This window comes from Pseudobacter ginsenosidimutans, from assembly GCF_007970185.1.
GTDB lineage: Bacteria > Bacteroidota > Bacteroidia > Chitinophagales > Chitinophagaceae > Pseudobacter > Pseudobacter ginsenosidimutans.
Map to the genome: position 1 here is coordinate 5,692,468 of NZ_CP042431.1, position 24,637 is coordinate 5,717,104.

Below are 24,637 nucleotides of genomic sequence, written 5' to 3' on the forward strand. Positions count from 1 at the left end.
GGAGGCGCTCAAACAATAAGGGAGGATTTATTCAGGCAGGGAATAATTCTTCCCTGTCCGGCTGGTGGGCATTTCAGCGTATCATCCTTCGTGAAGGATCAGATCCTGTTCTTTCCTGAGCTTTGCCATCAGCTTATCGATATACTGCCGGATAGAGGCGGGGAGTGTTTTGAAATTAGGATCGAAGCTGAGATGACGGCAATAATCAAGTACACATTCAACAGCGCGCACAGGGTATTTTTTGTTTTTGTGAATGGTGATGATCTTTACTCTCTGCACTTCATCGTCTTCCGTGTTACTGCCATAAACGATCACAGGATCGATGTATCCATCTCCATCGAGATCTGTAAAACTGGAATATTTGCTCCAGAACCAAATATGTTTTTCCGTTTTCGGTTCATGCACCAGCCAATCGCTGATCTTCCATTTTTCCATGAATCCGCCATGATCACTGATCAAACAAACGGCTTTGAGTTTTGTATTGGCTGTATCGTTTTCTTTAATAGTGGCATTGTCCTCGCAGAGCAATACTTCATATACACCACCTTTATCCTGGTATTGGTATGCTCTGAATACCGGCATGCCTTCAAACTGTAAACTATCCCCGAATTTGGCGGACATTTCCGTTCTTGAAAGAAGCCTGGCAGGGTCAGGTTGCTGAGCAATTGAAGAAAAATAGAAAAGAGGAAAAATGAAAAATACAGGTATACGGATAATCATGTAACGAAAATAGAAAATTGCTTTAAATACGCAAAGGCTTCTAGCGATGCGAATGAACTGCCGAAACACTCCCGTCTGATGTTCGTACATTCACCCAGGGCGCTTCCAGCAGGCCTTTGCGAAAGTCCAGCAATACTTCATCTCCTTTTTGAACTGTACTGTAAATCTCCCTGGGCACTTTCAATTCCAGGGGACCATCCGTGGCATTCCCATTACGGACGCTGATGTAATAAGAATAAGACTTCCCTTTACTGCTTCTGCTGTCTGTGACAGTTACCTTTTTTGTTTCAGGAGCGGAATCATCAAAACCACAATTGATTACAGTGATGGCGCCGAAGCCATATCCGAAATAGAACAACATCATCAGAAAAAACACAAAGGCGCCACCATTCTTTTTCGTAGGCATGAGATTCCTGCCGGAAAATACAAGTCCGCCCAAAATGATGGTCAACACAATTGCCGGCAGCCAGATCTTATCGTAATTCAAAATATTGAATTCGTACAATGCTGCAAGCGCCAGGCCGAAAGCAGGTCCCAGAAATGCGAAGTTCAGTTTTCCGTAAGCAGCTTTGTCTTTCACATCCAGGCGTAGCAAGCCGCTGTATTTCCTCATGATCAAAGCAGCCATCAGGGGAAACAAAATGGCTACAGTGGCAGCCAGCTTATAGGGCTGCGGCCAGAAGAAGATCCAACCACCGGCAATAGCACCTGTGAAGTTTAGGAAGGATGCCGTCTTTTTAGCTTTTTCCAGCTTTTCGGCCCGGTCAATTTCTGTTCTTCCATACTCCTCATTGTCCATCATCTCCCTGTATTCATTATAGGATTCCCGTGCATCCACATCATCATAACGAGTATTCAGCCAGGCAATGATCTCCTGTGATCTGCCATAATATTTGCTGATCCTTAGTTTCTTTTTTTCACGTGTAGTTGGCAGAATGTGGATGTATTGATCGTCTACCCGGTAACCTTTGATCTCACTGAACAATAATTCCCTTCTGGAAAACGGATATTCTGTAAAAACAGAATTCCCGGTGATCACGAATCTTCCTTTGATGGCATCCCACATGGCGTAGATCATCAGCAATACCAGGAACAGGCACCCCAATGGAATGATCCAGGTTAACACAGGCATTTGTTTTTCGATCATTGCCTGCTGCTGCAAATAGATACATAGCCAGGCAAACAGGACAATAAAAAGTGTGGCAATGAAAAAAGTGGTGATCACCCAACCTTTGGAGAGTTTATATTCTTTCATCGGAAGGTTTTGAAAAAAAGTATAGTTATTGATAGTTGATTCTTTCAGACCAATGCAATCCAGCCGGAAGTTCCTGGTTACTGAATTCGATATGCAATACTCTCCTGGACTGAGCGGCCGTACTTTTCCCCGAAGCGTGAAACAGGAGCGGATGCATTAGCATGATGCCACCTTCGTTCACACAGCAGAACTGTTCTGTGCTCATATTATCAACCTGCTCCATTCTGCGGATACCCGCGAGATGAGAAGCAGGAATTACCCGCAGTGCCCCATTGGATTCATCTGTATGATCGAGATGGATCCTGACAGTGAAATTTTTCTCCAGAAAAGCAACTGGTGGTTGAACAGCAAATTGGTCCTGTTTTTTAGTATATGGGCCAAACCCATTTGTCAGTACTTTATCTCTCACGGAGATGGTCAGGTCCTGGTGATATGCTACAAACCAATTGGAGTTTCCGGGTTTATCAAAATAAATGGATTTCGACACAAAATAATTCTCACCAAATGTAGCAGTGATCAACTTTTTGAGCTTTTCATCCAAAACGAGCTTTATCAGTTGCGGGATTTCTTTCAATACCTGCCTGATGGCAAACAGATCATTTGACCTGCGGAATGTTGGCCTGTTGCTCATTGCATTTTCTATTGCCAAAACCATTTCACTTACTTCCTGTGGTGAATAGAAATCATTCAGAATAGCGAAACCATTTTTCTTGAACCCGTTCATGACATGAAGATAATACTAACATCCGTTTATCGCTAATTGGGTTAAAACACGGTGCGCAGAAAGAGAGTGTTTAAATAGTTTTGACCTGTCCAGCAAAATTGCACGGCGGGATCTTCATCCCCTGTGAGCGTATGTAGTTTTAGAATCAGTAGTGTCCGTAAAGCAGGAGCCCGGCAACCAAACATGCGATTAGCCCTGATGCATATCAGAAGAAAGCGTGCTGTCCGCGGATCCTGCTTCTTCTTTTACATTTTCCGGGATCGAAACTTTTATTAATTTGTTTCCGGGAATTCGCAACAATGGTAAATAAAGTTCTGGTATTGTTCCTCATCCTGCTGCTGGCCCCGCTTATTGGCGGTATCTACGTAATCCTTCACGATCAGATCACTTACACCATTGCCCCGGAATATTATACTTAATTCAAATTTTATCATTTCGGTCTGGTGGAAGAAGGAGCTGCTGCTCCCGGTGAACAGCACAGTCTATTAGCAGCAGTAGTTGGCTTTATGGCCAAACAAATGTTCAGGGTTGCCATGCAATCGATACTGGTTGTTGTATTGGTGGCGGCCCTGTTTTTCAGTAACTACCGGAGTGGTTTGTTTGCACAAACAAAAACTGTAAATTAGTATTCAAACCTTTTCACTATGCTTGACTTTTTTACCGCCAAATTGTATGAAGATTTTCAATACAGGAATCCATACAATGCAGCCAGAAGAGTTACCGGATACCTGACTGCTTTCTATCTTTTTTTTGCTCTCAGTCTACTGGTCCCTGTTGTGAAATATTTCAATTACAAATACCTGAATCTCCATATCAATGGATGGTTCATCTTTGCAGCCATTGCGGTGTTGGCGGTTGTTCTGTACAATATCGTTTACAGGAGGCTTTTCAATACCAACCGTATTGAAACAATGGTAAGAAGATATGAGCATATCCTTATGCCGGCATTGATCCTGTATTTTGGATTATTCTTTTCCATTCCAATGTTTTTATACATCTACTCCATCATGGATCAATGGTTGAATGATAGCAGCATGTTTAACATGGTCTTCAATAACTAATACTCTTCCTTTCCTCATTTTCCAACACTTCGTTTCCGCCGCTTCGGTTCAGGACGCTTCAATAATTTGCTCACATGACTTTCATCCGTGAGACCAAATTCTGCTGCGATCTGTTTCAGACTGTATTCCCCATTGTCAAGTCTTTTCCTGATCAGGGTGTTGCGATATTCCTGCACGTAATCTCTCAATGTTATGCCTGCATGCTTCCTGAAGTACCTTCCGATATAATCCTCAGTGGAGTTGAATTGCCTTGCCAGTACCGTAGCACGCAATTTTGCAGGCGAATAAATGAATTTGTGGATATAGCAGAACAGGGCCTGCATATTCTTCGGCTGGCCTGCTGTATCCATCATTTCCGGCAAGTTCCTCTGAAGGATGCTGGCAATGGAGATCAACTGCATCCAGATCAGGTGTTCATTGCCTGCAGGATCATCTTTCAGTGACATGATCACCCTGAAGAGATGATTCACTGTTTGCTGGTCCGACGAAGAAAATCGAAAACCGGAAAAATGTACGTCCCTTCGTTTGATCAGGTATTCCAGCTGGCGGATGCCACTGAAATAATGCGTATCCAGTTGATGCATGTATTCATCGGTAAATTTCACATATACGAACCGGGTAGTTTGATGAATATCGAAGTAATGTTCATCATCTGGTCCGATGAAGAATACGTTACCGGCGCCGTAGGCCAGTGACGACTGGTTCACATGATGAATACCTTTGCCTTTGCTGATATAGATGATCTCGTAATGATTGTGTGTGTGAACAGGGTGATGCCATTCTTTCACTTCAAAATCGGAAACCAAAACCGGCTCAAATTGCCTGTACTGCTTCATGCCGGCAATTTACCAATAATACGCGGAATTATACAAAGCCCTTTAAGTTGCTTTTTTCCAATTTTACATCCTGAGGTTGGCCACCCGTTTATAGAAAATCAAACAAAAAGAATCAGATGAAATCAAAATATACAGCGCTGGTAGCAGGCGCCAATGGAGTTATAGGCAGCAGTCTCATCGAATATTTACTTACACTGGATAACTGGCAGGTGATCGGACTTTCACGGAAAGGAGGACAAAACAGTGACAGGCTCCGCTATATTTCGGTGGACCTTTTGAACAAAAAAGAAACATCAGAAAAGCTGCAACAGCTCACTGATGTAACACATATTTTTTATGCAGCTTATCAGGACCGGTCCAGCTGGGCAGAACTGGTGCCACCCAACCTGACCATGCTGGTCAATGTGGTGGAGGTAATAGAACCTGTTGCCAGTGACTTGCATCATATCAGCCTGATGCAGGGCTACAAAGTTTATGGCGCACATCTCGGTCCTTTCAAAACGCCTGCACGTGAAACTGATGCCGCGCATATGCCACCGGAATTCAATGCAGACCAGCAACAATTCCTGGAAGAAAAACAAAAAGGGAAAAAATGGACATGGTCCGCCATCCGTCCATCGGTAGTTGGAGGAGCTACCACTGGTAATCCAATGAACCTGGCTATGGTAATTGCTGTATATGCGAGCATTTCTAAAGAACTGGGATTACCATTGCGTTTTCCCGGCAAACCCGGCGCTTATAATAAACTTCTCGAAATGACTGATGCAGGGCTCCTCGCCAAAGCCACTGTTTGGGCAGCTACTGATCCACGTGGTGCCAACCAGGCATTCAATATCACCAATGGCGATCTCTTTCGCTGGGAAGAGCTCTGGCCTAAACTGGCGGCCTGGTTCAATCTTGAAACCGCGCCGCCTTTACCCATGCAACTGCAAGTGATCATGGCAGATAAAAAAGAATTGTGGAAATCGATACAGGAAAAATACAACCTTGAAGGACATTCATGGGAAGCAGTCTCCTCATGGACATTCGGGGACTTCGTTTTCGGATGGGATTATGATATGTTCGCAGACAGCAGCAAATCCCGGCGATCCGGTTTTCATGAATATATAGAAACTGAAACCATGTTCTACAAGTTATTCGATGAATTGCGGAATAAAAAGATCATTCCATGATTGCAATTATTCGAAAAGAAGCAGTTTTCCGCCTCTTTCTTTTTGTAACTGGACTTACATTTGTATTCCACTTTTCATCAATACTTCCACTCATGCCTTATACAATCAAAAACAACCGGGCCCTCCGGCAAATATTATGGCTCGACTTTATCCTGGGTGGTTCCACCGCTCTGGTTGGAATTCTTTTCAGCGAGCCACTGACAGGCTTCCTGGGCTTCTCACAGCAATTCATCCTCACAGTAAGCATCATAACGGGACTATATGCCCTGCTGGCTTTACGCCTGGCCCTCCAGACAGTTATCTCTGTGAGGATGCTCAGACTATTGATCCTTGCCAACTGGATATGGGCATTAATAAGTATAGGATTACTCTTCTTTTATTTTAAACCCGCAACCATCCCGGGTAAGATCTTCCTCATTCTTCAGGTGCTGGTAGTTGGCGGATTAGCCTGGTTCGAAAACAAGCAATTGAAGCATCCGGTTAGTTAGTTGTTGCTCAATCAACCATCCGACAGCCCGATAAAATTTGATTGTTTCAAAATGTAAAGATGGAAAACGATAATAGTGATGTGTATCCTGTGAATAGAGAATTCCCGGTTCAGGGTGTGGGCAAAAATGCGCCATCCGTTTCGCATACCAGCTCGCGTTTGTCGTTCGTCATAAGCTGGGATTTGGGAAAGCGGATCACCTTGTAATCCAATGCAGGGTGGGAATTGCCATTGGCATCCTGCACACGTAATACCAGTGAAACCTTATCCAACTTCCAGGCATCCGCCATGAAATTGGGGCTGTACCTGATAGTGAGGCGCAGTCCATTTTTTTCTATCTGCCCAATGCCCAGCTCATGCAAACTGTTTTGAGTTGTAAACAGGCTTTGCAATACAATATCATTCGAAGTATTGATCCTGAATTCGGTATTCTTATGTAATTGTGAAGGAGAGGAGGCGAAAAGCGGAACATCAGGGTTCGGTTGTCCATTCGTGATAGTATTCAATTTTTCTCCTTTTCTTGATAGAGTGATGCTGATAGTTGAAAGCATCTCCTTATTATCGTTGCCGGTATACATCACTACAGTGGCTGCACGCAGGTAATAAGGCACAACCGATGGTCCGGGATTCAGTGGTGCAACCGGCGTTGCATTTTTCTCCGAAGCATGAGGGGCCAGCTTCACCGGTTTCTGTTGCGTTACCGGTTTAGAGGTTTCTTTTATAACCTGACCGCGGCTAACCATGGATGATAGGATGGTAATGATCAGGAACAGCTTTCTCATGTTGCAGTAATTTAAAATGTAAAACTGAACATAATAGCTTTAGTCCACCATCCCTCAAATACGGGATATTTTGTATGAACCGCCTTCCGGCAAAACTGGCCGCATTCATAACATATTATTTTTATACAATACACAACCCGCTATAGCAGCGGGGTTTATTGTGCCCTCAATGTCCATTATTCCAATATCAACAAAACCGTTAAAACACGGTGAGCCCTTTCAGTGATTTCTGTGTATTTTTCTATAATCCTCACCCTCCGGAAAATACCGCTGATTGTGCTTTTCCTCATCATTCGCCATTACTGCTAAATTTAAACCAGCTATTATGAAAGCACTATTATGCCTGTTCCTGATCATTTCCGGGTCAACCCTTATTGCACAGAAAAAATGTAATTCAAGTCATGTTCTATTCAGCCCGCCATCAGGCACTCTGCCGCAACCCATCAAAAGCCTGGGTAATAATCCGCAGATAAAATGTTTACGTAATGTCCGCACCAAACAGCAATTCCTCAATGCCATCAAAACCTGCCTGAGCAAAGAAATCTATAAACAAGACCTGGATGAGCTCAATGAACTGCTTCAGCAGATCGGCCTCAGCAATGGCACAGCAGATCTTACTGAAGAGAACCTGAATTTCGGGACCATTCCATTTGGAACCCGTGGCATGCTTGGATACAAGAAAAATAAACAGATTGGTTATCTCTATGCGGAACTGGTGCCCGAAGGGCAGGAGGGGGTGAAAGGATGGAAAATCACCGGACCTGATGGTTGTTTTCTCTACATATTCACAGCCTGTGGCAATGCCTTCTATCCTGAACAGCCCTGTCCGGGTTGCCCAACAGTGAATATCTCCACGCCGGCTGATGAAGTAAAAATAGAATGCGAAGCAAAAACAAAATTGAAAGAAGTGGTGACTGAACTGGTATTGGTCCGTCAGAAAAAAACAAGGATACCCAAAACGAAAACCTCGGGTGCACGCAGAGAATTAAGGGATATTGATAGCTTTGTTGTCAGCTCTCAACGGAGAACCTTCGAAGTAGCCGATGGAGTAAAAACGAACTACTCCGTCAAATTATCTCCTTATACTTTCAATGGTGAGATCTGTACGGATAGCACCATCAATATTCCCCTTAAACTGGAAAAACTGGAAACCGCTACAGCAGCAGTAGAAAGCAGTTCCTCCACAGAATACATCAGGATCAGGGAATATGTGAACAGAAGAACATTAAAGTATTTCAGAAAGATCAAAAAAGTAACAAACTAAATACTGAATAGAATTGTAGAGCTGCCAGCCGCCCGCCGGAGGGCAGGCCACTGGCAGCATACTGCATTATCAGTAAGCAGCACGCAATATTTCACGGTACTTTCCATGAAGCTGCTTTGCAGCATCTACTGGATTTCCTGTTGCCTTTACTGGATAATCTTTCTTTTCATTCACCCAATTCCATTCCCACTCCTTCATTTCTTTCTCGAAAGCTTTCTGATCATATGCTTTACCATTATCGAAAACGGCGTCAGCAACTGCATAGAATTGCATCCACCGTGGTTTGTAGAAATCGTTCAGCATGCCTGACCATTGTTTGCAGGCATATTCATGCAATCCGCTATTCTTATCGCCCCAGAGCGTGATCAGGTTGCGTGCATTCTTTTCATAGAGCGCTTTTTCATCAGCATTCGTTCCCCATTTCTTCGCATCGTTCAGCCAGCGTCCGAGCAGGAAATCATCCTGTGTAGCCAGTAATGCTTCCATATCATCGATCACACCTATGAACTGTTTGAACAATTGACGGAACTGTTCCCTTTTGCCCGACAGGTAAGCCGCGGCAAAACTGCGCTGCAGCGTATCCGCATAATTAGCGAGCACCTGGCGCGTGAGATCGGTGAGATCATAACGGTAACCCTCACTCTGTTTCAGCTCATCCGACGCTGCCAATAACTGGTCCCAGGCTTGCAACAACTCTCCGGGTTTATATCCTTTTTTCGTATTTGTACAGGCGGCTTTTTCTGCAAAGGTGGGCCGTGCCGTTATAATGCTTTCCGGGCCACCGTTGGAAACCCCTGCATTGTATACGGTATTCTTCATCACCACCCATGCCTGTTCAGCATTGGCATTGGCTTTTCCATAACGGCGGGTGGTATAATCCTTCAGCCATTCATCGAGATGAATGGGCTGATCACGCCATACGTTTTCCAGCATCAACGCATACATCACCGGATTCTGTTCAATGGCTTCAGGCGTCAGACCGATCCCGCAAAGATTGCCGGCTGCCGGATCATTCAATAAGGAAGCAGGTTTCAGCGCTACTTCATCCATTCGTCCATACATGCTGATATTGCCGCCGAAATTATGCAGCATGCACCAGATCCAGGGCTTGCCATAATAAGCCTCGGTCTTATTCCAGACAGGATTGTTCTCACTCCAGAGATCGAGCACGATCATTTTGTTGTCCGGCACTGCGTTCAGCAATGCTTTTATCTGTGGCGTTTTCCAGAAATTTGCCTGAAAATGAAATAACCATCCCTGGATGATCCATTTTGCTTTCGGATCAGCGGACCACATTGCCTGGTATACTTTTTTACTTACTTCACTCAGGAATGTACTGTCGTCGGTAGGAGGTTTGTTCTCATTGAAGGTATCGGAAGAATACAGGTGATCTGTTCCGAAAGTTTTGGTTTGTTCTTCGATGAACTTCTTTCCGATCTCTATGAACAGAGGATCATTCGGATCCAGAATGGACACCTGCGGAAATCCGGACCATTTGGTTTGCTTCAGCATTGCATTGGGAAATTTCTCTTTGAATGCCGGCGGTACATGTCCTGTAAATGCAGGCAGGATCGGCGTCATGCCCAACTCACGCTGACGGGCGAGGATCTTTTTTTGCAGTTTTTCATGACTGATCATCCAGCTCATTGGCAGCGGGCCGCCCCAGCCATCAAGATTGCCCATCCAGAACCAGTTGAAATAAGCAGGGCCGCTGAAAAAACCTTCCAGGTCCTTTTCGGAAAAGCCAAGGCCCTTGTAAACGCGATGCCAGATGATATTTTGTCCGGTCAGCGCCAGCGGCATATTGATGCCATTCAACGCCATAAAATCGATTTCTTTCTCCCATCGCGTCCAATCCCACCAGCTCATGGTATAATTGAACGTGCAATAATTTAGATAGTAACGGTAATCGTAAGGTGTTTTGCTGACAACCTTTGCTGGCACCTGTGGCAATGGATCAGGAATGTTCAGGTTAGTGCCGTTCCAGCCGATATCGCAGCGGGCAAAGTTTTTCAGATAATAGTTCAACGCACTTGCGATGGCAATTCCATTGGAACCTGCCAGTACTATCCTGTTGTTCTTCGAATACAGTTCAAATACATCTTTCCCTTTTCCTGTATTGATGATCTTCACTTCAAAGCTGCTATGCAGCCTGGCAGGGAGAATACGCTTTACAAGGCTATAGGCAGCTGCTTCTGCTTTCTTACTGTTGGGGGTTCCGGCCTGTACATTCAGGGCCAGCATGGCTATCAAAGTAATAGCCAGCACCATTCGTTTAGCATTCATAATTTTCCTGATATTGTATGCGGTGGATCTTAGTTTTGATTTACCAGCTCAATCGCTTTTTGCAATGGATCCGGATAGGGGGAAATTTTGCTGATGCCCGGACGGGTCACCCATTTTTCTTCCCAGCTCTTACGATCGAAGTTCTTATTGAACAGGGTTTCCCTTACTCTCGGCACATAGTAATCCCTGATCAGGCCGCTCCAGATCCGCGCTGCATAATCATCCTGGAATCCGCCCCAGGTAGTGATCAGACGCTTTGCGTTTGACTCGTAATAGTCTTTGTCTTTTTCATTATTTCCATGCAGTCGCGCATAATCCACCCAGCTTTGCAGCCTGTTCATCGGGTGCGATTCCAGTAATGAATCAACCTGCAACATCAACAACATGGCTTTATTGCCCAGGGATGTTTTCAATGCATCGTTGCCTGCGGAATCAGCCTGCAATGCCTGTTTGTAATATTCATCAGCCTTCAGTCCGAGATAGAGGGAACTAAGCTCCAGGGCATCGTACCGGTACATTTTGTTTCCCTTCATCACATCCGCAGCGGCCAGGAAATCCTTCACGCCCTTGAAGAAAGCGGGGTCATCGTTCACTGATCCTTTTCTTCTTGTATCGTATTTCACTGTTTGCCATACAAAGCGGGGATAGGACCCGAAGGAATTATAACAGGAAGAAAACAATGCCTGCCCGGCGGACAAAATCGATGCATTCGCATCGCCATATCTTGCCCGGCAATATTCCAGTCCCCAGTCTTCCAGGTTGATCTCTGTATTGGTCCAGCCCATATCGGAGATCAGCTCATAGATCAGTTCATTGTTCTCGATGCCTTCAGGTGCATGACCATAACCGATCATGCTTTTGGAATAAGGCGACTTCAATGCCTCGATAGGTGCGGAGGCATAAAAAGATACCACGCCGGTATAAGGCGTCTTACCACCGAAGTTGGGAACGAAGCTGTAGATCCATTGTTTTCCGTAGAAGCCGGCATGTGTTTTCCAAACCGGATCGATATGCCATACGTAAGGAGGATAATCATTCCCCAGATCGATGATCATCATTTTATCATCGGGCACTTTGGAGAGGAGCGATTGCAAAGTGGGCTTGTCCCAGAACTTATGTTGATACCCGAAGGTCCAACCCTGTGTAACCCATACAGCATCCGGATTCCCGCTGATAATGGATTCGTACACAGACCTTCCGTAATTGGCGAGATAGCTGTATTTCTTTTCAGGATGATCATTGTCTACCGGTACATCCATTTCATTGAAACAGTCGGCCAGGTAGTATTTATTTTTTCCGAATTCCTTTTCCCATTCTTCGATGAACAGCTTACCGATCTTTTTGAACCAGTCTGTTTCGGGCGACAATACATAACCGTTATCCTCAGGTGCAAATCCGCCCCATTTCAGCGGATTGAGTTTCAGCTCCGGATGCAGTTTCGCAAATGCCGGCGGCACGAAACCCGCAAAGGCTGGAGTGATGGGTGTGAAGCCCAGCTCTTTTATCCTGCCCATGATCTTTTTTTGCAATTGCAGTTGACTGCTATGCCATCCGTCAGGGATGGGGCCATCCCATTTGTTCAGATTTCCCATTCTATGCCAGGGCAGGTGTGCAGGGCCTGTGAAGAAATCGTCCATATCTTTTTTCTTCAATCCCAGTTTCAGCCAGACCCGTTCAGCAATGGCTTCACTGGCAACGGTGGCCAATGGCATATTGATGCCATGCATCGCCATCCAGTCCAGTTCCTTTTCCCAGCGGGTCCAGTCCCAATACGGAGTTGTATAACCGAAAGTGACCACATTGAGATAATAGCGATACTGGTAAGGCGTTCCGCCGATGAGATCTGCGTTGGGCCAGGAGGCAGGCGGAGTAATGGTCCCGCTGCTCCAGGTATACATAATGTTGCAATATTTTTTAAGGTACTGATGGAAACCGAAACAAATGGCAGATACGCTGTTTCCCGAAACAGTCAGTTGTCCGTTCTCTGCTTTCACGCGGAAACTGTCGATCCCATTGGCAGTAGCAGCATAACTTATCTTCACATTTGTGATCCTGTTCCCTGTTACGCGTTCCAGAACAGCTTTGGATGCGTCCACAACCTGGCTGGCATCGACAGTTTGTCCATTTTTTTGCTGCGCGAAATTTTGCAGGCTTACTGAAAAAACAACACAGCAAAAGAGCAATCGAGTGAATACCCTCATAGGTTACCTGATTTTGAATGTAGCAATGATAGGCCGATGATCGGATGCATATGTTTCTGCGATCACATCATATGAGATCAGCGACCAGTTCCAGTTCTTTGTTGCAATATAATCGATGGTACGGCGCGGTGTTTCAACAGGCACCGTTCCGGCGCAATTGTCGATGCAGGTACGTTTGAATGCCGTGTCCAGCAGGTTAATGGCATCGCTGCCCGCCACACTGTTGAGATCGCCACATAGTACCACCGGCAGTTTTTCGTTTTTGAAATGGTCCAGTATATGCTGCATCTGCAGATTTCTGTTGGAATGGTCCTTACTGGCGTCCAGGTGTGTATTGGCAAAAATGAATTTCTGTTTTCCTGTTTTGATGGTGGCCATCGCCAGGATCCTTTCTTCTGCCTTTACTTTTTGAGGCAGCCGTTCAAGCTTCAGTTTCTTCAGAGGCAGTTTGCTGAGAATGGCCAGGCCGTATTGCCCTCCATCATGATCGATAGCCTTGAAGAAATGATAACGCATGCCTGTTTTTTCAGCAATCAGTTTCGCTTCGTTCACATTTCCACTTCGTTTGGTATTCATGTCCACCTCCTGCAGGGCAACAATATCGGCCTTGCTCTCAGTGATCACTCTTGAAACCGCATCCAGGTCTATCAATCCCGGCCTGGATGGTGGATTGGCATGATGGATATTGTAGCTCATGATGATCAGCGACTGTTCTTCCTGCGCAATGGTGTCGCTGCCAAAAAACAGGCTCAAAAGAAATGTAATAATGTACACAGTATGCCTTACCATATTCTGATTGTGATTTATTTTTCTTTGAATTCCACCACCAGGGGATAATGATCGGATAACTGATCGGTGACGCTATCCCTGATAATGGTTGCTGTAATCAACTTCTCTGCCAGAATACTGTTTACGAATATATAATCGATCCTTACCGGTTGTTTCGTTTTCACTTTCGTAACATAAGCAGCAGTAGGGAAGCTGGATCCGAATGGCTTATTGATCTTTTTATAACTATCTGTAAATCCTTTATCGATCAGCATTTGCACCACGCCATATTTGCGGGCAGGGGAATAATGTACACTGTCTTCCGGCGAAAATGAATTGAGATCCCCCATGATCAGGATCCCTTTTCCTGAAGGGATCTTCGCCGCACTGTCTAGTATCTCCTTTATTTCTTCCAGGCATTTGACATAGCTGAATGGCGACAAATGTGTGATAAAAAGATGATGCCCGTTCACCTCAGCATGAATGCAGCCGTGGTGCATGGTTTCAGTCATTTTTTCCAGGTTGGTGACCGGGTATTTCGAAGTGATGCCAACAGGTGCATTCTTCCCTTTAAGCAGCACGGCATAGGAATGCCCATAACGGTGAGCCAGGCGCTCCAGTGAATCCCGGGTAAAGGTACTCAGTTCCTGCAGCCCGATCACATCGGGGTCCACTACTTTCACCCATTCCACAAAACGATCTGCCTGTTGCGGATTCTTCTGGAAACCGGTGAGTACATTATAACTGAGCACACGCAGTTTTTCAGGATGTGTACTGTCACTCGCTTCCCGGCGAGTGACTGCTCCCCGATTGATTGGTGCAGAGCAACCAAGCATCAACAGGCATCCTAAAAGAATAAAGCTCCGCATCAATCGATCACTTTGGTGGGTTGTAATCCTTCTGTAACGCCATCTCCCAGAGGGAATTCTTCTTCCAGTTCACTGAGCGTGGAATTTTTGGTGAGATCCACCGCGCGCTGAGCTCTTGCTTTCACCCAACGGCCAAGTCGCACATTGTACACGCCCCCCATTTTGTAGAACCAGCCAGCATCTGCCGGTGTACCATAAGCGAGACAGATCGTATTGGAGCCCTGTTTGTAAAACGGTTGTGATTCCAGCGTTACCGGGTTCACCACATCATACCAGTCGGTATTGGTGATGCGCAGTCCCACGGGAGGATTGGCATTCGCATTGAGTACAGAACCGTTATAACCGATGAAGACCACATCGATGGGAATAGAATTCTTATCAACCGTTGTGCCTTCAAACACTGCAATACCACAGGTGAAAGTGCCACTGTTAATGAAGAGATTGGTATTCTGCTGGCCGAATCCATCACCGGGCGTACCGCCATAATTTTTGGAAAGGATCCAGTTGGCATGCGCCATGCTGGTGGAGTTCTGCCCATTGATAAGTTTGGAAAGATTGCCTACATAGAAATAAGTTCCCTTGGCTGCAAAACCTGAAGTGAGATTGAACTTGTAATTACGCAAACCACCTGTTGCCCATCCATTCACCGGGAAACCGGTAGGCGTATAGCTGGAAGTATTGTTGCTGGTAACAACGGAGAATGGAGTTACTGAGAAATCGATATCACGCGTTGCCAGGAACTGCATGTATTCCCCGTCAAGGTCGGTGCCTTCCACATCGGTCACGAAACCAGATACCACAATAGCAGCCTGTGTAACGGTAGAGCTGAGAACCGTAATATCTTCATCTCTTCTGATACGCAGATGGGGCGTGGGTTTCCCGTTAACTGAAGCATATTGCAATACCCCTTTGAAATTGGCCATACCAGGCAATGGTGTATTGGCGAAAGTAGCGTCGGGTTCTGTATGCAATATAAAATTTTCGAAGCCATCATTCACTACTCTGTCGCCACTATAAGTTTCAGTGGGAGCGGGGATCGGATCGAAACCACCTTTCACGATCACGAGCTCTGTACTCTCATAGATCTCTGGATTTTCCAGGATATAACTGCTGGGCACACGATTGATGGCGATCGGCACATCGGAAGCTATTTTGGTAACGGCTGCGCCACTAAGGCCGGTCACCTGCAGTAATCCATCCACGCGTTTCATCACTCCACCTTCAAGGTTAACAGTGACGGAATCTCCTGGTACATATTTTTCTGCATCGGCGCCGATATTGATGGTGATGCCACGCAATTGGTTCAGTCGTAATTTATCCTGCACCATCAGCAATCCCGCGGGCAGGTTCTTTCCCCTGTGATCAGATACTACCACGCCGGCAATACTGGTATAACCCAGCATGGAAGATTTGGAAAGCGGATAGTCATCACCTTTATAATAACTTCTCAGGTCATAGATGGCAACATAGGGGCTTACTTCAGCGCCGGGGAAATTACCGGTCTTCTCGCAGCCCATCAATGCCAGCAGTGCTGAACTGATCCATGATATATTTAGAATTAATTGTTTCATGCTTCTGTTTTTTAACTATTGATCACTCTTTGATTGATTTATGGTTTCTGCCACCAAACCTGTGTACTTACAGCATCGCCACCCATGCTTTCCACGGCCAGTTTGTAATTGGTGGGATTGGCAGCCTGCACATAAACAGGATAGTTCAACCTGGCAGGCATCACACCTCCGTTGAACAATCCTTCACCTTTCGGAAGGATAGGGTGACCTGTGCGGCGGAATTCGAACCATTGTTGAAAATCGGTCATGAAGAGACTATAGTATTTCTGCAGGTGAATGCGTTCCATTTTACTATCGCCTGTGGTTGCATCCAGCGGCAACGCATCATCCCAGCCGATATTGGCTGCAGTTACATAATCCGTGAACTCTGCATTGGCGATATCGGTGGTGAAAACCGGCACCCAGTAATTTATCGCATTGGCGATACCGTTATGATAGTAAGTACCTGCATCTCCTGTGATCCATCCTTTGGCGGCAGCTTCTGCAAAAATGAACTGCAGTTCCGCGTAGGTCATGATGATGCCGGTAAGCGGATTTTTCTGCAAAGAATAATCAGAGGCGCCCATGGAATAGAAGAAAGCCTGCTTGGGCTCGCCGCCACCAACAGGATAACCACTGTTCACACCGGCGAATCCATTACTGCCGGGAGCAATCCCGATCCTGTTACGGGTTCCATTGCCATATTTGGTACTGAGATCCAGACGGGGATCATTCCATTCCCTCAAGGGTCCGATAAAGAAATTGCAGAGCGAGGGAATATTGAAATCCGCTTCACGCAGTGAGGTCACAAATGGACTGGAGAGCGCCACACCAGGCACTGTAGTGCCGTTCCATTTCAGTACTGCCGATTCATCATTGGAAGTGAACACAGGATATTTCGAAGGATTGCCGATGATCTCTTTGATCTTATCGATCATCACAGTAGCTGTTTCCTGTTTGCCGGACAAACGGAGAAGCAGTCGCAAATGCAGGCTGTTGGCCAGTTTCCGCCAGCGGCTCACATCCCCGTTGTATACAGGATCGGCAGCAGCAACGATTACCTTATTGCCTGAAAGTAATTCATTCGCTTTTTCCAGTTTATCCAGGAGACCATTGTAGATATCTTTCTGTTTGTCGAATGCAGGTTCTACAATTCCTTCTTTGCCCCTGTTGGCTTCAGTGAAAGGTATATCGCCATATGAGTCTGTCAGCAGAGAAAATACCCATGCTTCCAGTGCGAGGGAAATTCCTTTCCAGGAATCATTTTCGTACTCAGGCATGGAGGCGACAGTGAAGATCTCTTTGAAATTGGTCAGCTCGGAATACCAGGCGTTCCAGGTGAGGTCGGCCACATTTGGACGGAAATCGTACCTGAATATCGCGTTCTCATCTTCACTTTGCGTTACCGTCACCTGCATCAGTTCATTATTGAAATTCCTGTTCCGGGTGAGGTTGGCAGACAAAGTATTCACCAATGCAGGTGTGAGGAATTTTTCCGGCGGTGCATCAGTGATGCCAATGGGATCAGTGTTTTCTTTCTCGAATCCCTTTTTGCAGGCAGTGAAAGAAAGTGCTGCCAGTGCTATGATTGATAGTATGAATATCTTTTTCATGATTCTTCTTAATTAATACCAACAACTAAGTTGAAGCCAACAGTGCGGGTGGAAGGGAATTGTCCTACTTCAAAGCCCTGCACGATATCAGTACCGCTTAGTGTACCGAATTCAGGATCGAACATGGGCCATTTAGACCAGATGAAGAGGTTGCGTCCGTAAACGCCTACAGTTACCCTTGTTAATCCAAGGGCTTTCAGAGTGTTCTTTGGAAGTGTATAATCCAGTCTGGCTTCTCTCAGTTTGATGAAGTCGGTTTTATAGGTAGCGCCTTCTCCGTTGGCCGTGCCCATGGAGTTCTGGTAGAATGTGGTGATATCTTTCGCAATCACATCATTCTTCCTGTAATGATCTCCGTCCTGGATCACGCCGTTCCCGATAATGCCACTGTAGCGGCCGGGCAGGGTAGCCGTGAGCTTGCCGAAATCAGCCAAACGGCCATGTGTATACGAATGCGCCACACCGCCGGCCTGACCATCAAACAGAACATTGAAGCGGAAAGATTTGTAGCGGAATTCATTCCCGAAACTGAATTTATATTTCGGAATGGTATTGCCGAGATATACGGGCGAAGAAGTGATCTTCGGAAGACCTGTTGCTGCATCATAGATCACCTGTCCATCCGGAGAACGTTCAAATCCGATCCCGTACATATCACCCATACTGCCGCCTACTTTCGCTACGATCTGCACACCGCCTACAGCACCGCTCCGGAGCAAAAAGAGACTGTCGTCATTGGCCAGGGAAACCACTTTGTTCTTATTGGTGGAGAAAGTGGCGAACATGCTCCATTTGAAATCTTTGGTTTCAACAGGCGTGCCATTGAGCGATACTTCCAGTCCGGAGTTATCAACCTGGCCTGCGTTCACCACCTGTCTTGTAAAACCGGAAGAACGGTCAACAATGCGTTGCAGGATCTGGTCTTTCGTTTGTCCCTTATATACAGCCACGTCGAAGCCTAACCGATTTTTGAAGAATTTCATTTCAGCTCCCAGTTCATAGGTAGTTGTCTTCAGCGGTTTCAGGTTGGGATTGGGAATGGTGGCAGGATTCTGCACTGCGCTATCTGTATACACTTTATCGGTAGGATAGAGGTAAGCATAAGAAGTGAGATAGGGCAGGGTTCCGCCGCTACCCACAGAAGCTACCGACAATCTCAGTTTGGCATAATTGATCACTTCAGGCATTTTGAAATATTCCGAAGCAATGAAACTTACACTGGCAGAAGGATAGAAGAAGCCCACATTATCGGTACGATAAGGAGTGGCCAGAACACTGCTCCAGTCCTGCCTGCCTGTAAGGTCCATATACAGGTAGTTCTTGTAACTGAGCGAGAACAATCCGTAAAAACTGTTGATGCGGAAACGGCTGGTATCCGGCAGGTACACCAGGTCATACATGGAGTTACCAAAATTATAGATGCCCGGTTCTTTCATTCCGTCAGCCCTTGTTTCAATCCTGTTGTATTTGTTGCGAAGCATGCTTCCACCAACGGAGCTGGTTATGCGGAAATCTTTGTTCAGTTGCTTATCATATTTCAGGAGGAAATCGCCGGAGAGTTCCTGAACACCGATATCCTGTGTACGATAAGAACCATTGGCGAAGCGGGCTGCAGTCCAGGGACGGTGCTGCCACCTGTCTTCCCCCGAACGGTCGATGGTCCCTCTCAGTTGCAGGCTCAGTTCTTTGGTGAAATTGTAGTTCAACTGGATATTACCGGTGAGGTTGTTGCGGTTGGCGCCGTTGATGAACTCATAAGCCACCGCATAGGGGTTCTCGGGAGATGTGGTAAAAAGATCCTTCAGTTCCTGGTTCTCTTTTCCTGTTGTCCAGTAATTCCTGAGCCAGTTCATATCTGCATTGGGCACCCAGAACACATACCAGTACATCACAGACTGGTTGCCATAGCCAACGCCCGGCAGATTGTTGCTGTGCTTGTTGGTATAGTTTGCTTTCAAAGACACATTGAATTTGGATGTGACTTTGGTAGTAGTTGAAAGTGTAAGATTTGTTCTGTTGAAACCCGTGTTGGGCAATATCCAGGTATTATCGCTATGGGTAGCCGAAAAGCGGAAAGAAGTTGTTTTGAAGAGATTGCCATCCACACTAACGGAGTTGGACAGTGATTTTCCTGTTTCGAAGAAGTCCCTGATCTGGTTCTTGTAAGGCACCCAGGGAGTTCTTTCGGTTGCGGTAGTTTGTGTATTGGGATCGTACTGGTAGAATTGCTGTCCATTGAACCGCGGGCCCCAGCTAAGGCTGGTATTGCTGGTGGAAGGACCATCTGCAGTAGAACCATAAGAGTAAGTGGCGGCGCCATTCAGGCCCTGACCGTATTCATATTGCAGGTCCGGCCAGCGGTTGGGAGTTTCCAGTGAGCCATTGGAACTAACGGTGATGCCCAGCTTTTTCTTTTTTGAACCGGACCTGGTGGTGATGATCAACGCCCCATTGGCGCCACGCTGCCCATACAATGCAGATGCAGCAGGGCCTTTCAGCACGGTAACGCTTTCGATATCTTCTGGATTGATATCATTGAGTCCGCTTCCGAAATCCGTGGGTTGGATGCCATCGGTTGGACCGGAAGCGCTGCCACCTGTAGCGGTGCGTCTTGCGCTGCCACTGCTTACAACCACACCATCCACAACAATGAGGGCTTCATTGTCGCCCGTAAGATTGTTCTCACCACGTAAGATCACTTTGATGGAACCACCGGGCCCGCTGTTGGAGCGGACCATATTGAGGCCCGCCACTTTTCCGGAGAGTGCGTCCATCCAGTTGGTGGATGCTGCATTGGTGAGCTGTTCCGTGTTGATCTTGGTAACTGCATAACCAAGCGCTCTTTCTTCACGCTTGATACCGAGTGCAGTCACCACTACTTCGCCGAGCTGACCGGTAGCGGCTTTCAGCCTGATCACGAGATTTTCGTGGTCCTTACTGAAGGTCTCCGTAACTGATTCGTATCCTACTGAAGAGAAGGTGACGGAAGCGCCGGGAGCAATTTTTACCGAGAAGCTTCCTTTGGAGTCAGACATGCCAACATCTTTTTTCTGAACGATGATAGAAACAGCCGGAAGCAGTTCTCCATTCTGATCGTTCACAACAGTACCGCTGACGGTAATGGTTGCGGGCGTTTGTGCATTGAGGTGAGAAGCGAAGGAAATCATACAGAGCAGCAGAAGCAGTGCCAATTCCCTATGCCTTTTTTTTAGCGAGAAACGTCCTAAACACCCGGGGGTTGCTGTAGTGTTCATTATGGGGCTTTTTTCGAGTTTTTTCAACCGTTTTGGTTAAATATTTGGAATTCCTTTAAGACTTTGATTCAAATTTAACAGTCTTAATTAAAAATTCAACAGTATTTATCCACAAAAAGCAAATAATTAATATAACAGTAATAACTTCTTTAAAAATTTAACAGAAGATTCATAATGAATTTTCTGAATCTTTTGTATCTATGCAACACAATCTTATGTAGTGGAAAAGAAAGAATTAAAGAAACTGGAGATTTTAAGGTCATTACTCGAATCGGAAAAAAGCATCGCCGGGCTCTGTGAGCACATCAACATAAGTACCCCAACCTGTTTGAATTTCGTATCCGCACTCCTGGAAGAGGGGGCGATCATGAAAAGCGGACAGGGGCAATCCATCGGCGGCCGTAAACCGGACCTGTATGCACTGATGCCTGGTAAATATTTTGTGCTGGCCATCGAGCTGGAGCGTTACCAAACCAGGATGACGATACTGGACAACAGCTACCGGTACAGCATACCCGTAAAGACCTTTCACCTCAATATCGCCACAGAAGCCGATCCTGTTTCGCAATTACACAATATGGCCTCTGCGCTGATCAGTGAAGCAGGTATCGATAAGGAAAGCCTGATCGGGATCGGGATCAGCATGCCCGGTCTGGTAGATTCCAAAAGAGGAGAGAACTATACTTTTATCATTTCCACCAACCAGCTTCGTTCCCTGCAACAGGAGCTGGAAGACACATTCAGTAAGCCCGTCTTCATTCAGAACGACGTGAAATGCTATGCCATCGCAGAAAAACGTTTTGGCCTGGCAAGAGAAAAACGCGATGTGATGGTCTTGCTGATGGACTGGGGCATTGGCCTTGGTATCATCATGGATGGAGAGCTGCGGGGCGGCACAGCAGGCTTTTCCGGGGAGATCGGGCATATTCCGCTGATAGACGATGGCATCCTTTGCTACTGCGGCAAACGCGGTTGTCTGGAAACGGTAGCTTCCGGTGTGGCGCTTGCCAAGATGGCCAAGGAAGGGATCCTCTCCGGACAAGATTCTTTACTGAACAGAATATCCAATAGTGAGATAGATAAGATCGAGCCGCATGTGGTGATCGATGCTGCCAATCTCGGTGATCAGTATGCGATCAATATCCTCGCGGATGTGGGCGCCAAAATGGGGAAGGGCATCGCTACAGTAATTCAATTGTTCAATCCGGAGCTTATCATATTGGGCGGCAAGATGGCAAAAGCGCGTCAGTACATCACCATTCCCATGCAACAGGCCATCAACACCTATTGTATGACGCAGATCAGGGAGAAAGCAAGCATACAGGTGTCTGAGCTCGGCACAGATGCCAGCATACTGGGTGTAACGAGTATGGTACTGGAAAATTATTTCGATCAGCAGATCGAAATGGCAACTCCGGGAAAACAAAAGAAGAAATAGAAGTAGTTCAGCGTTTACAGGCCCAGTTCAAATACTTCGAGATAATGATCCATGAAGAGGAGTTTATCGAGGGACGCGATCGCCACGAGTCCGGCGGGATAATCGATCCTCACGATACCGTAACAGGAAGTCCTGCCTGCGGGATCATCCCTCATAATTTTAACTGATCTCACATTACCAAAAGGAAGGAAAAGTCGTTGCAGGTGTGCCGCCGTAGTGCGGCGATTCAAATTGGTGATGGCGATTTTCATAGCAATAATTTGGAACTGCAAGGATGGTTTAACTGAAGTTACCATTTTTTGCGGCTCCGGCCAATTCCATTTTTGGTAATTTTTCCTGGCCGAAATCCTTTACTGGTAGCTGTTTTATCGCCTCATACTATCGTTTTTTTGCCGCTCAGGTAAATTAAAACTTCATTTAACTATATCATTTACATTTGTTTGGCCTGTTAATTGCTGTAAGGCGCACCAAAACCGGACCGCTTAGTGAAGCCCAAAGAATCATCGTACGAAAAATTCTTGCTGATGCAGGTTGCATCGGGCGATGAACAGGCATTCAGAACACTCACCCATCATTACTCCGGGCTTGTTTTTAAATTCATTTATCAGCATCTGGAAGACCGGTCCCTGGCCGAGGAGATCGTTCAGGACATCTTTGTGAAGCTTTGGCTCACCCGGGAAACACTGGCGCAGATCGAGAGCTTCAGGTCTTTCTTACTCATTATTTGCAGGAACCATGCATTCAACGCCCTGAAGAAAATGGTGAGAGAAAAGAACCGGGCATGGGAGTGGAGCCAGGATTCACTGCAGGAGGCCGGTGAAGATATTTACAAGCAGGAACACCTGTTGCTGCTGATCGATGAAGCAGTGGAGATGCTGCCTCCGCAACAACAGAAAGCATGGATACTCTGCAGGCGTAATGGCTTGAAATATGATCAGGCTGCCGACGAAATGAAGATATCCAAAGATGCCATCAAGAAATATCTCCAGTACGCGAACAACGCAATCAAGAAATATGTTTCAGGCAAATTGCCCATCTATCATCCCTGATTGTATATTATTCCAGAATTTTTCTTCGCACGATATCCCCTTTTTTTCTTTCCTGTTGTCTCTCGATATACAATCAAATTTATGCAAGCTGGCAATTCCAGACTGGAAGAGTTGTACATCCGATGGTTCAACAAAACAGCCACGCCTGAAGAAAGGGCGGAGCTGATAAAGTTACTGGAAACAGGAGCTTCCAGGGAGGAGTTGTTGCCTGGCATGGAAAAGATCTGGGACGAACTGGATGCAGACGATGGATTTTCCTTCCGCGAAAAAGACCAGCTGGCAGATAAGATCCTTCAACAATGGCCTGCAGAACCTGTGATCAGGGCACGCAGAAGGCTGCCACCTTTCCGCTGGATGGCGGCAGCGGCCGTTTTACTATTGGCTGGCGCCATCACAGTATGGCAATGGCCGCGAGCGGGCGCTTCTAACGAGCAGGCGCAAACGCCTTCAACTCCTGTGATAGAATCCATCGGCCCGGGTCGTAACGGCGCTATCCTCATTTTGGCCGACGGGCGTGAGATTCTGCTGGACAGTGCCTCCAATGGCGTGTTTGCCAGCCAGGGCACTACCGAAATTTCCTTACAGAATAATCAACTCATTTACCAGGCTGGCGACGAAGCCGACTCCTCCAGTATTGCCTACAATACCATGGCAACTCCCAGGGGGAGACAATTCCAGTTATTGCTCCCGGATGGCACCAGGGTTTGGCTGAATGCCGCCAGCAGTATCAGGTATCCTGTTTCTTTCCAGGGCACAGATAGAAAAGTGGAATTGAAAGGCGAAGCGTATTTCGAAGTTGTGCCGGACCTGTCCAAACCGTTCAAGGTAGAAACCCCCAACCAACTGGTCCAGGCTCTGGGAACCAGTTTCAATATCCATGCTTTCGGGAATGAAACAGCAGAGCTTACCACACTTATTGAAGGTAGTGTAAAAGTGAATGTTGCCGGGGGCAAACATGCGCCCAGGGGCGAAACACTGTACGCCGTACTGCATCCCGGCCAGCAGGCTAACCTCAACACACAACGCCAGTCCCTTTCCATTGCTGAAGGCCAGAGTGAAGCTGCCATTGCCTGGAAGAACGGCTATTTCTATCTGGAGAACAAATCTTTCGACAGGGTGATGAAACAACTGGAAAGATGGTACGATATAGAAGTGATCTATGCCAACGGAATTCCTGAATTACAATTTTATGGAGGATTGAGCAGGAATCTGACGCTCGATGCATTGATCAGGGCATTGAAAGTATCGGAAGTACATTTCAGGATCGAAGCCGGGCGCCGGCTGATCGTGTATAAATAGAAATAACAC

The 24,637-nt window shown here is 46.3% G+C and carries 21 protein-coding genes; 8 read left to right on the forward strand and 13 right to left on the reverse strand.

The genetic code is table 11. From position 1 onward, the window contains the following. Window positions 1-81: 81 nt before the first annotated feature. Genes FSB84_RS22420 through FSB84_RS22430 form a run of 3 tightly spaced genes read right to left on the reverse strand, consistent with a single transcriptional unit; the run spans window position 82 to window position 2,699 of the window. On the reverse strand, window positions 82-720 hold the full coding sequence (locus FSB84_RS22420) for a M949_RS01915 family surface polysaccharide biosynthesis protein (protein WP_130540099.1): 639 nt from the start codon (window positions 718-720) through the stop codon (window positions 82-84). A 40-nt stretch (window positions 721-760) separates the two neighbouring features. Continuing rightward, entirely contained in the window at window positions 761-1,975 is a 1,215-nt protein-coding gene (locus tag FSB84_RS22425) for a hypothetical protein (protein ID WP_130540100.1), read from the reverse strand. A 25-nt stretch (window positions 1,976-2,000) separates the two neighbouring features. Then, on the reverse strand, window positions 2,001-2,699 hold the full coding sequence (locus FSB84_RS22430) for a phytanoyl-CoA dioxygenase family protein (protein ID WP_130540101.1): 699 nt from the start codon (window positions 2,697-2,699) through the stop codon (window positions 2,001-2,003). A 443-nt stretch (window positions 2,700-3,142) separates the two neighbouring features. Here FSB84_RS22430 and FSB84_RS22435 point away from each other — a divergent pair, with 443 nt between their 5' ends. Both FSB84_RS22435 and FSB84_RS22440 read left to right on the forward strand, forming a co-directional pair. After that, a complete protein-coding gene (locus FSB84_RS22435) occupies window positions 3,143-3,325 on the forward strand; it encodes a hypothetical protein (RefSeq protein ID WP_130540102.1) in 183 nt (60 codons plus the stop codon). An 18-nt stretch (window positions 3,326-3,343) separates the two neighbouring features. Continuing rightward, window positions 3,344-3,760 carry a hypothetical protein gene (locus tag FSB84_RS22440; protein WP_130540103.1) on the forward strand — a complete coding sequence of 139 codons (417 nt, stop codon included), beginning with the start codon at window positions 3,344-3,346 and terminating at the stop codon, window positions 3,758-3,760. A 14-nt stretch (window positions 3,761-3,774) separates the two neighbouring features. Here FSB84_RS22440 and FSB84_RS22445 read toward each other — a convergent pair whose 3' ends face one another. After that, entirely contained in the window at window positions 3,775-4,596 is an 822-nt protein-coding gene (locus FSB84_RS22445; RefSeq protein ID WP_130540104.1) for an AraC family transcriptional regulator, read from the reverse strand. 116 nt (window positions 4,597-4,712) lie between these two features. Between FSB84_RS22445 and FSB84_RS22450 the strand changes: the two genes are divergently transcribed. Then, the gene (locus FSB84_RS22450) at window positions 4,713-5,768 is read left to right on the forward strand and encodes an SDR family oxidoreductase (protein WP_130540105.1); all 1,056 of its coding nucleotides are present in this window, start codon (window positions 4,713-4,715) and stop codon (window positions 5,766-5,768) included. A 92-nt stretch (window positions 5,769-5,860) separates the two neighbouring features. Then, window positions 5,861-6,256: a hypothetical protein gene (locus FSB84_RS22455; RefSeq protein WP_130540106.1), complete on the forward strand. Its 396-nt coding sequence runs from the start codon at window positions 5,861-5,863 to the stop codon at window positions 6,254-6,256. A gap of 109 nt (window positions 6,257-6,365) precedes the next feature. Here the strand turns inward: FSB84_RS22455 and FSB84_RS22460 are convergent, their stop codons facing one another. Then, window positions 6,366-7,037 carry a hypothetical protein gene (locus FSB84_RS22460; RefSeq protein ID WP_130540107.1) on the reverse strand — a complete coding sequence of 224 codons (672 nt, stop codon included), beginning with the start codon at window positions 7,035-7,037 and terminating at the stop codon, window positions 6,366-6,368. 325 nt (window positions 7,038-7,362) lie between these two features. On the opposite strand from FSB84_RS22460, the gene FSB84_RS22465 reads away from it, so the two are divergent. Next, window positions 7,363-8,301, forward strand: coding sequence for a hypothetical protein (locus FSB84_RS22465; protein WP_130540108.1), 939 nt, complete (start codon window positions 7,363-7,365; stop codon window positions 8,299-8,301). Between the two features lie 69 nt (window positions 8,302-8,370). Here the strand turns inward: FSB84_RS22465 and FSB84_RS22470 are convergent, their stop codons facing one another. The 7 genes from FSB84_RS22470 to FSB84_RS22500 all read right to left on the reverse strand — a co-directional run bounded on the left by FSB84_RS22470 (window position 8,371) and on the right by FSB84_RS22500 (window position 20,779). After that, window positions 8,371-10,587 (reverse strand): alpha-N-acetylglucosaminidase, encoded by a 2,217-nt coding sequence (locus FSB84_RS22470; RefSeq protein ID WP_130540109.1) that lies wholly within the window; start codon window positions 10,585-10,587, stop codon window positions 8,371-8,373. 29 nt (window positions 10,588-10,616) lie between these two features. Further along, window positions 10,617-12,788, reverse strand: coding sequence for an alpha-N-acetylglucosaminidase (locus FSB84_RS22475; RefSeq protein WP_130540110.1), 2,172 nt, complete (start codon window positions 12,786-12,788; stop codon window positions 10,617-10,619). 3 nt (window positions 12,789-12,791) lie between these two features. After that, a complete protein-coding gene (locus tag FSB84_RS22480; RefSeq protein ID WP_130540111.1) occupies window positions 12,792-13,577 on the reverse strand; it encodes an endonuclease/exonuclease/phosphatase family protein in 786 nt (261 codons plus the stop codon). 14 nt (window positions 13,578-13,591) lie between these two features. Further along, a complete protein-coding gene (locus tag FSB84_RS22485) occupies window positions 13,592-14,308 on the reverse strand; it encodes an endonuclease/exonuclease/phosphatase family protein (RefSeq protein WP_158644064.1) in 717 nt (238 codons plus the stop codon). A gap of 116 nt (window positions 14,309-14,424) precedes the next feature. Then, window positions 14,425-15,996, reverse strand: coding sequence for a DUF5689 domain-containing protein (locus tag FSB84_RS22490; protein ID WP_130540113.1), 1,572 nt, complete (start codon window positions 15,994-15,996; stop codon window positions 14,425-14,427). Between the two features lie 38 nt (window positions 15,997-16,034). Beyond that, window positions 16,035-17,588 (reverse strand): SusD/RagB family nutrient-binding outer membrane lipoprotein, encoded by a 1,554-nt coding sequence (locus FSB84_RS22495; protein WP_130540114.1) that lies wholly within the window; start codon window positions 17,586-17,588, stop codon window positions 16,035-16,037. 8 nt (window positions 17,589-17,596) lie between these two features. Continuing rightward, a complete protein-coding gene (locus FSB84_RS22500) occupies window positions 17,597-20,779 on the reverse strand; it encodes a SusC/RagA family TonB-linked outer membrane protein (protein ID WP_225979860.1) in 3,183 nt (1,060 codons plus the stop codon). A 391-nt stretch (window positions 20,780-21,170) separates the two neighbouring features. Between FSB84_RS22500 and FSB84_RS22505 the strand changes: the two genes are divergently transcribed. Further along, window positions 21,171-22,280 (forward strand): ROK family protein, encoded by a 1,110-nt coding sequence (locus tag FSB84_RS22505; protein WP_317132461.1) that lies wholly within the window; start codon window positions 21,171-21,173, stop codon window positions 22,278-22,280. A 14-nt stretch (window positions 22,281-22,294) separates the two neighbouring features. On the opposite strand, the gene FSB84_RS22510 is transcribed toward FSB84_RS22505, so the two are convergent. After that, window positions 22,295-22,531 carry an RNA recognition motif domain-containing protein gene (locus FSB84_RS22510; protein ID WP_158644065.1) on the reverse strand — a complete coding sequence of 79 codons (237 nt, stop codon included), beginning with the start codon at window positions 22,529-22,531 and terminating at the stop codon, window positions 22,295-22,297. Between the two features lie 273 nt (window positions 22,532-22,804). Between FSB84_RS22510 and FSB84_RS22515 the strand changes: the two genes are divergently transcribed. Continuing rightward, on the forward strand, window positions 22,805-23,329 hold the full coding sequence (locus FSB84_RS22515) for an RNA polymerase sigma factor (RefSeq protein WP_130540118.1): 525 nt from the start codon (window positions 22,805-22,807) through the stop codon (window positions 23,327-23,329). Window positions 23,330-23,410: 81 nt separating this feature from the next. Then, a complete protein-coding gene (locus FSB84_RS22520) occupies window positions 23,411-24,628 on the forward strand; it encodes a FecR family protein (RefSeq protein ID WP_130540119.1) in 1,218 nt (405 codons plus the stop codon). Window positions 24,629-24,637: the final 9 nt, after the last annotated feature.

What these genes read in the sequence shown, in the direction of transcription:
- FSB84_RS22420 (WP_130540099.1), bottom strand. Translation starts at nt 720, where the DNA reads ATGATTATCCGTATACCTGTATTTTTCATTTTTCCTCTTTTCTATTTT.
- FSB84_RS22425 (WP_130540100.1), bottom strand. Translation starts at nt 1,975, where the DNA reads ATGAAAGAATATAAACTCTCCAAAGGTTGGGTGATCACCACTTTTTTC.
- FSB84_RS22430 (WP_130540101.1), bottom strand. Translation starts at nt 2,699, where the DNA reads ATGAACGGGTTCAAGAAAAATGGTTTCGCTATTCTGAATGATTTCTAT.
- FSB84_RS22440 (WP_130540103.1), top strand. Translation starts at nt 3,344, where the DNA reads ATGCTTGACTTTTTTACCGCCAAATTGTATGAAGATTTTCAATACAGG.
- FSB84_RS22445 (WP_130540104.1), bottom strand. Translation starts at nt 4,596, where the DNA reads ATGAAGCAGTACAGGCAATTTGAGCCGGTTTTGGTTTCCGATTTTGAA.
- FSB84_RS22450 (WP_130540105.1), top strand. Translation starts at nt 4,713, where the DNA reads ATGAAATCAAAATATACAGCGCTGGTAGCAGGCGCCAATGGAGTTATA.
- FSB84_RS22455 (WP_130540106.1), top strand. Translation starts at nt 5,861, where the DNA reads ATGCCTTATACAATCAAAAACAACCGGGCCCTCCGGCAAATATTATGG.
- FSB84_RS22460 (WP_130540107.1), bottom strand. Translation starts at nt 7,037, where the DNA reads ATGAGAAAGCTGTTCCTGATCATTACCATCCTATCATCCATGGTTAGC.
- FSB84_RS22465 (WP_130540108.1), top strand. Translation starts at nt 7,363, where the DNA reads ATGAAAGCACTATTATGCCTGTTCCTGATCATTTCCGGGTCAACCCTT.
- FSB84_RS22470 (WP_130540109.1), bottom strand. Translation starts at nt 10,587, where the DNA reads ATGAATGCTAAACGAATGGTGCTGGCTATTACTTTGATAGCCATGCTG.
- FSB84_RS22475 (WP_130540110.1), bottom strand. Translation starts at nt 12,788, where the DNA reads ATGAGGGTATTCACTCGATTGCTCTTTTGCTGTGTTGTTTTTTCAGTA.
- FSB84_RS22480 (WP_130540111.1), bottom strand. Translation starts at nt 13,577, where the DNA reads ATGGTAAGGCATACTGTGTACATTATTACATTTCTTTTGAGCCTGTTT.
- FSB84_RS22490 (WP_130540113.1), bottom strand. Translation starts at nt 15,996, where the DNA reads ATGAAACAATTAATTCTAAATATATCATGGATCAGTTCAGCACTGCTG.
- FSB84_RS22495 (WP_130540114.1), bottom strand. Translation starts at nt 17,588, where the DNA reads ATGAAAAAGATATTCATACTATCAATCATAGCACTGGCAGCACTTTCT.
- FSB84_RS22510 (WP_158644065.1), bottom strand. Translation starts at nt 22,531, where the DNA reads ATGAAAATCGCCATCACCAATTTGAATCGCCGCACTACGGCGGCACAC.
- FSB84_RS22515 (WP_130540118.1), top strand. Translation starts at nt 22,805, where the DNA reads ATGCAGGTTGCATCGGGCGATGAACAGGCATTCAGAACACTCACCCAT.
- FSB84_RS22520 (WP_130540119.1), top strand. Translation starts at nt 23,411, where the DNA reads ATGCAAGCTGGCAATTCCAGACTGGAAGAGTTGTACATCCGATGGTTC.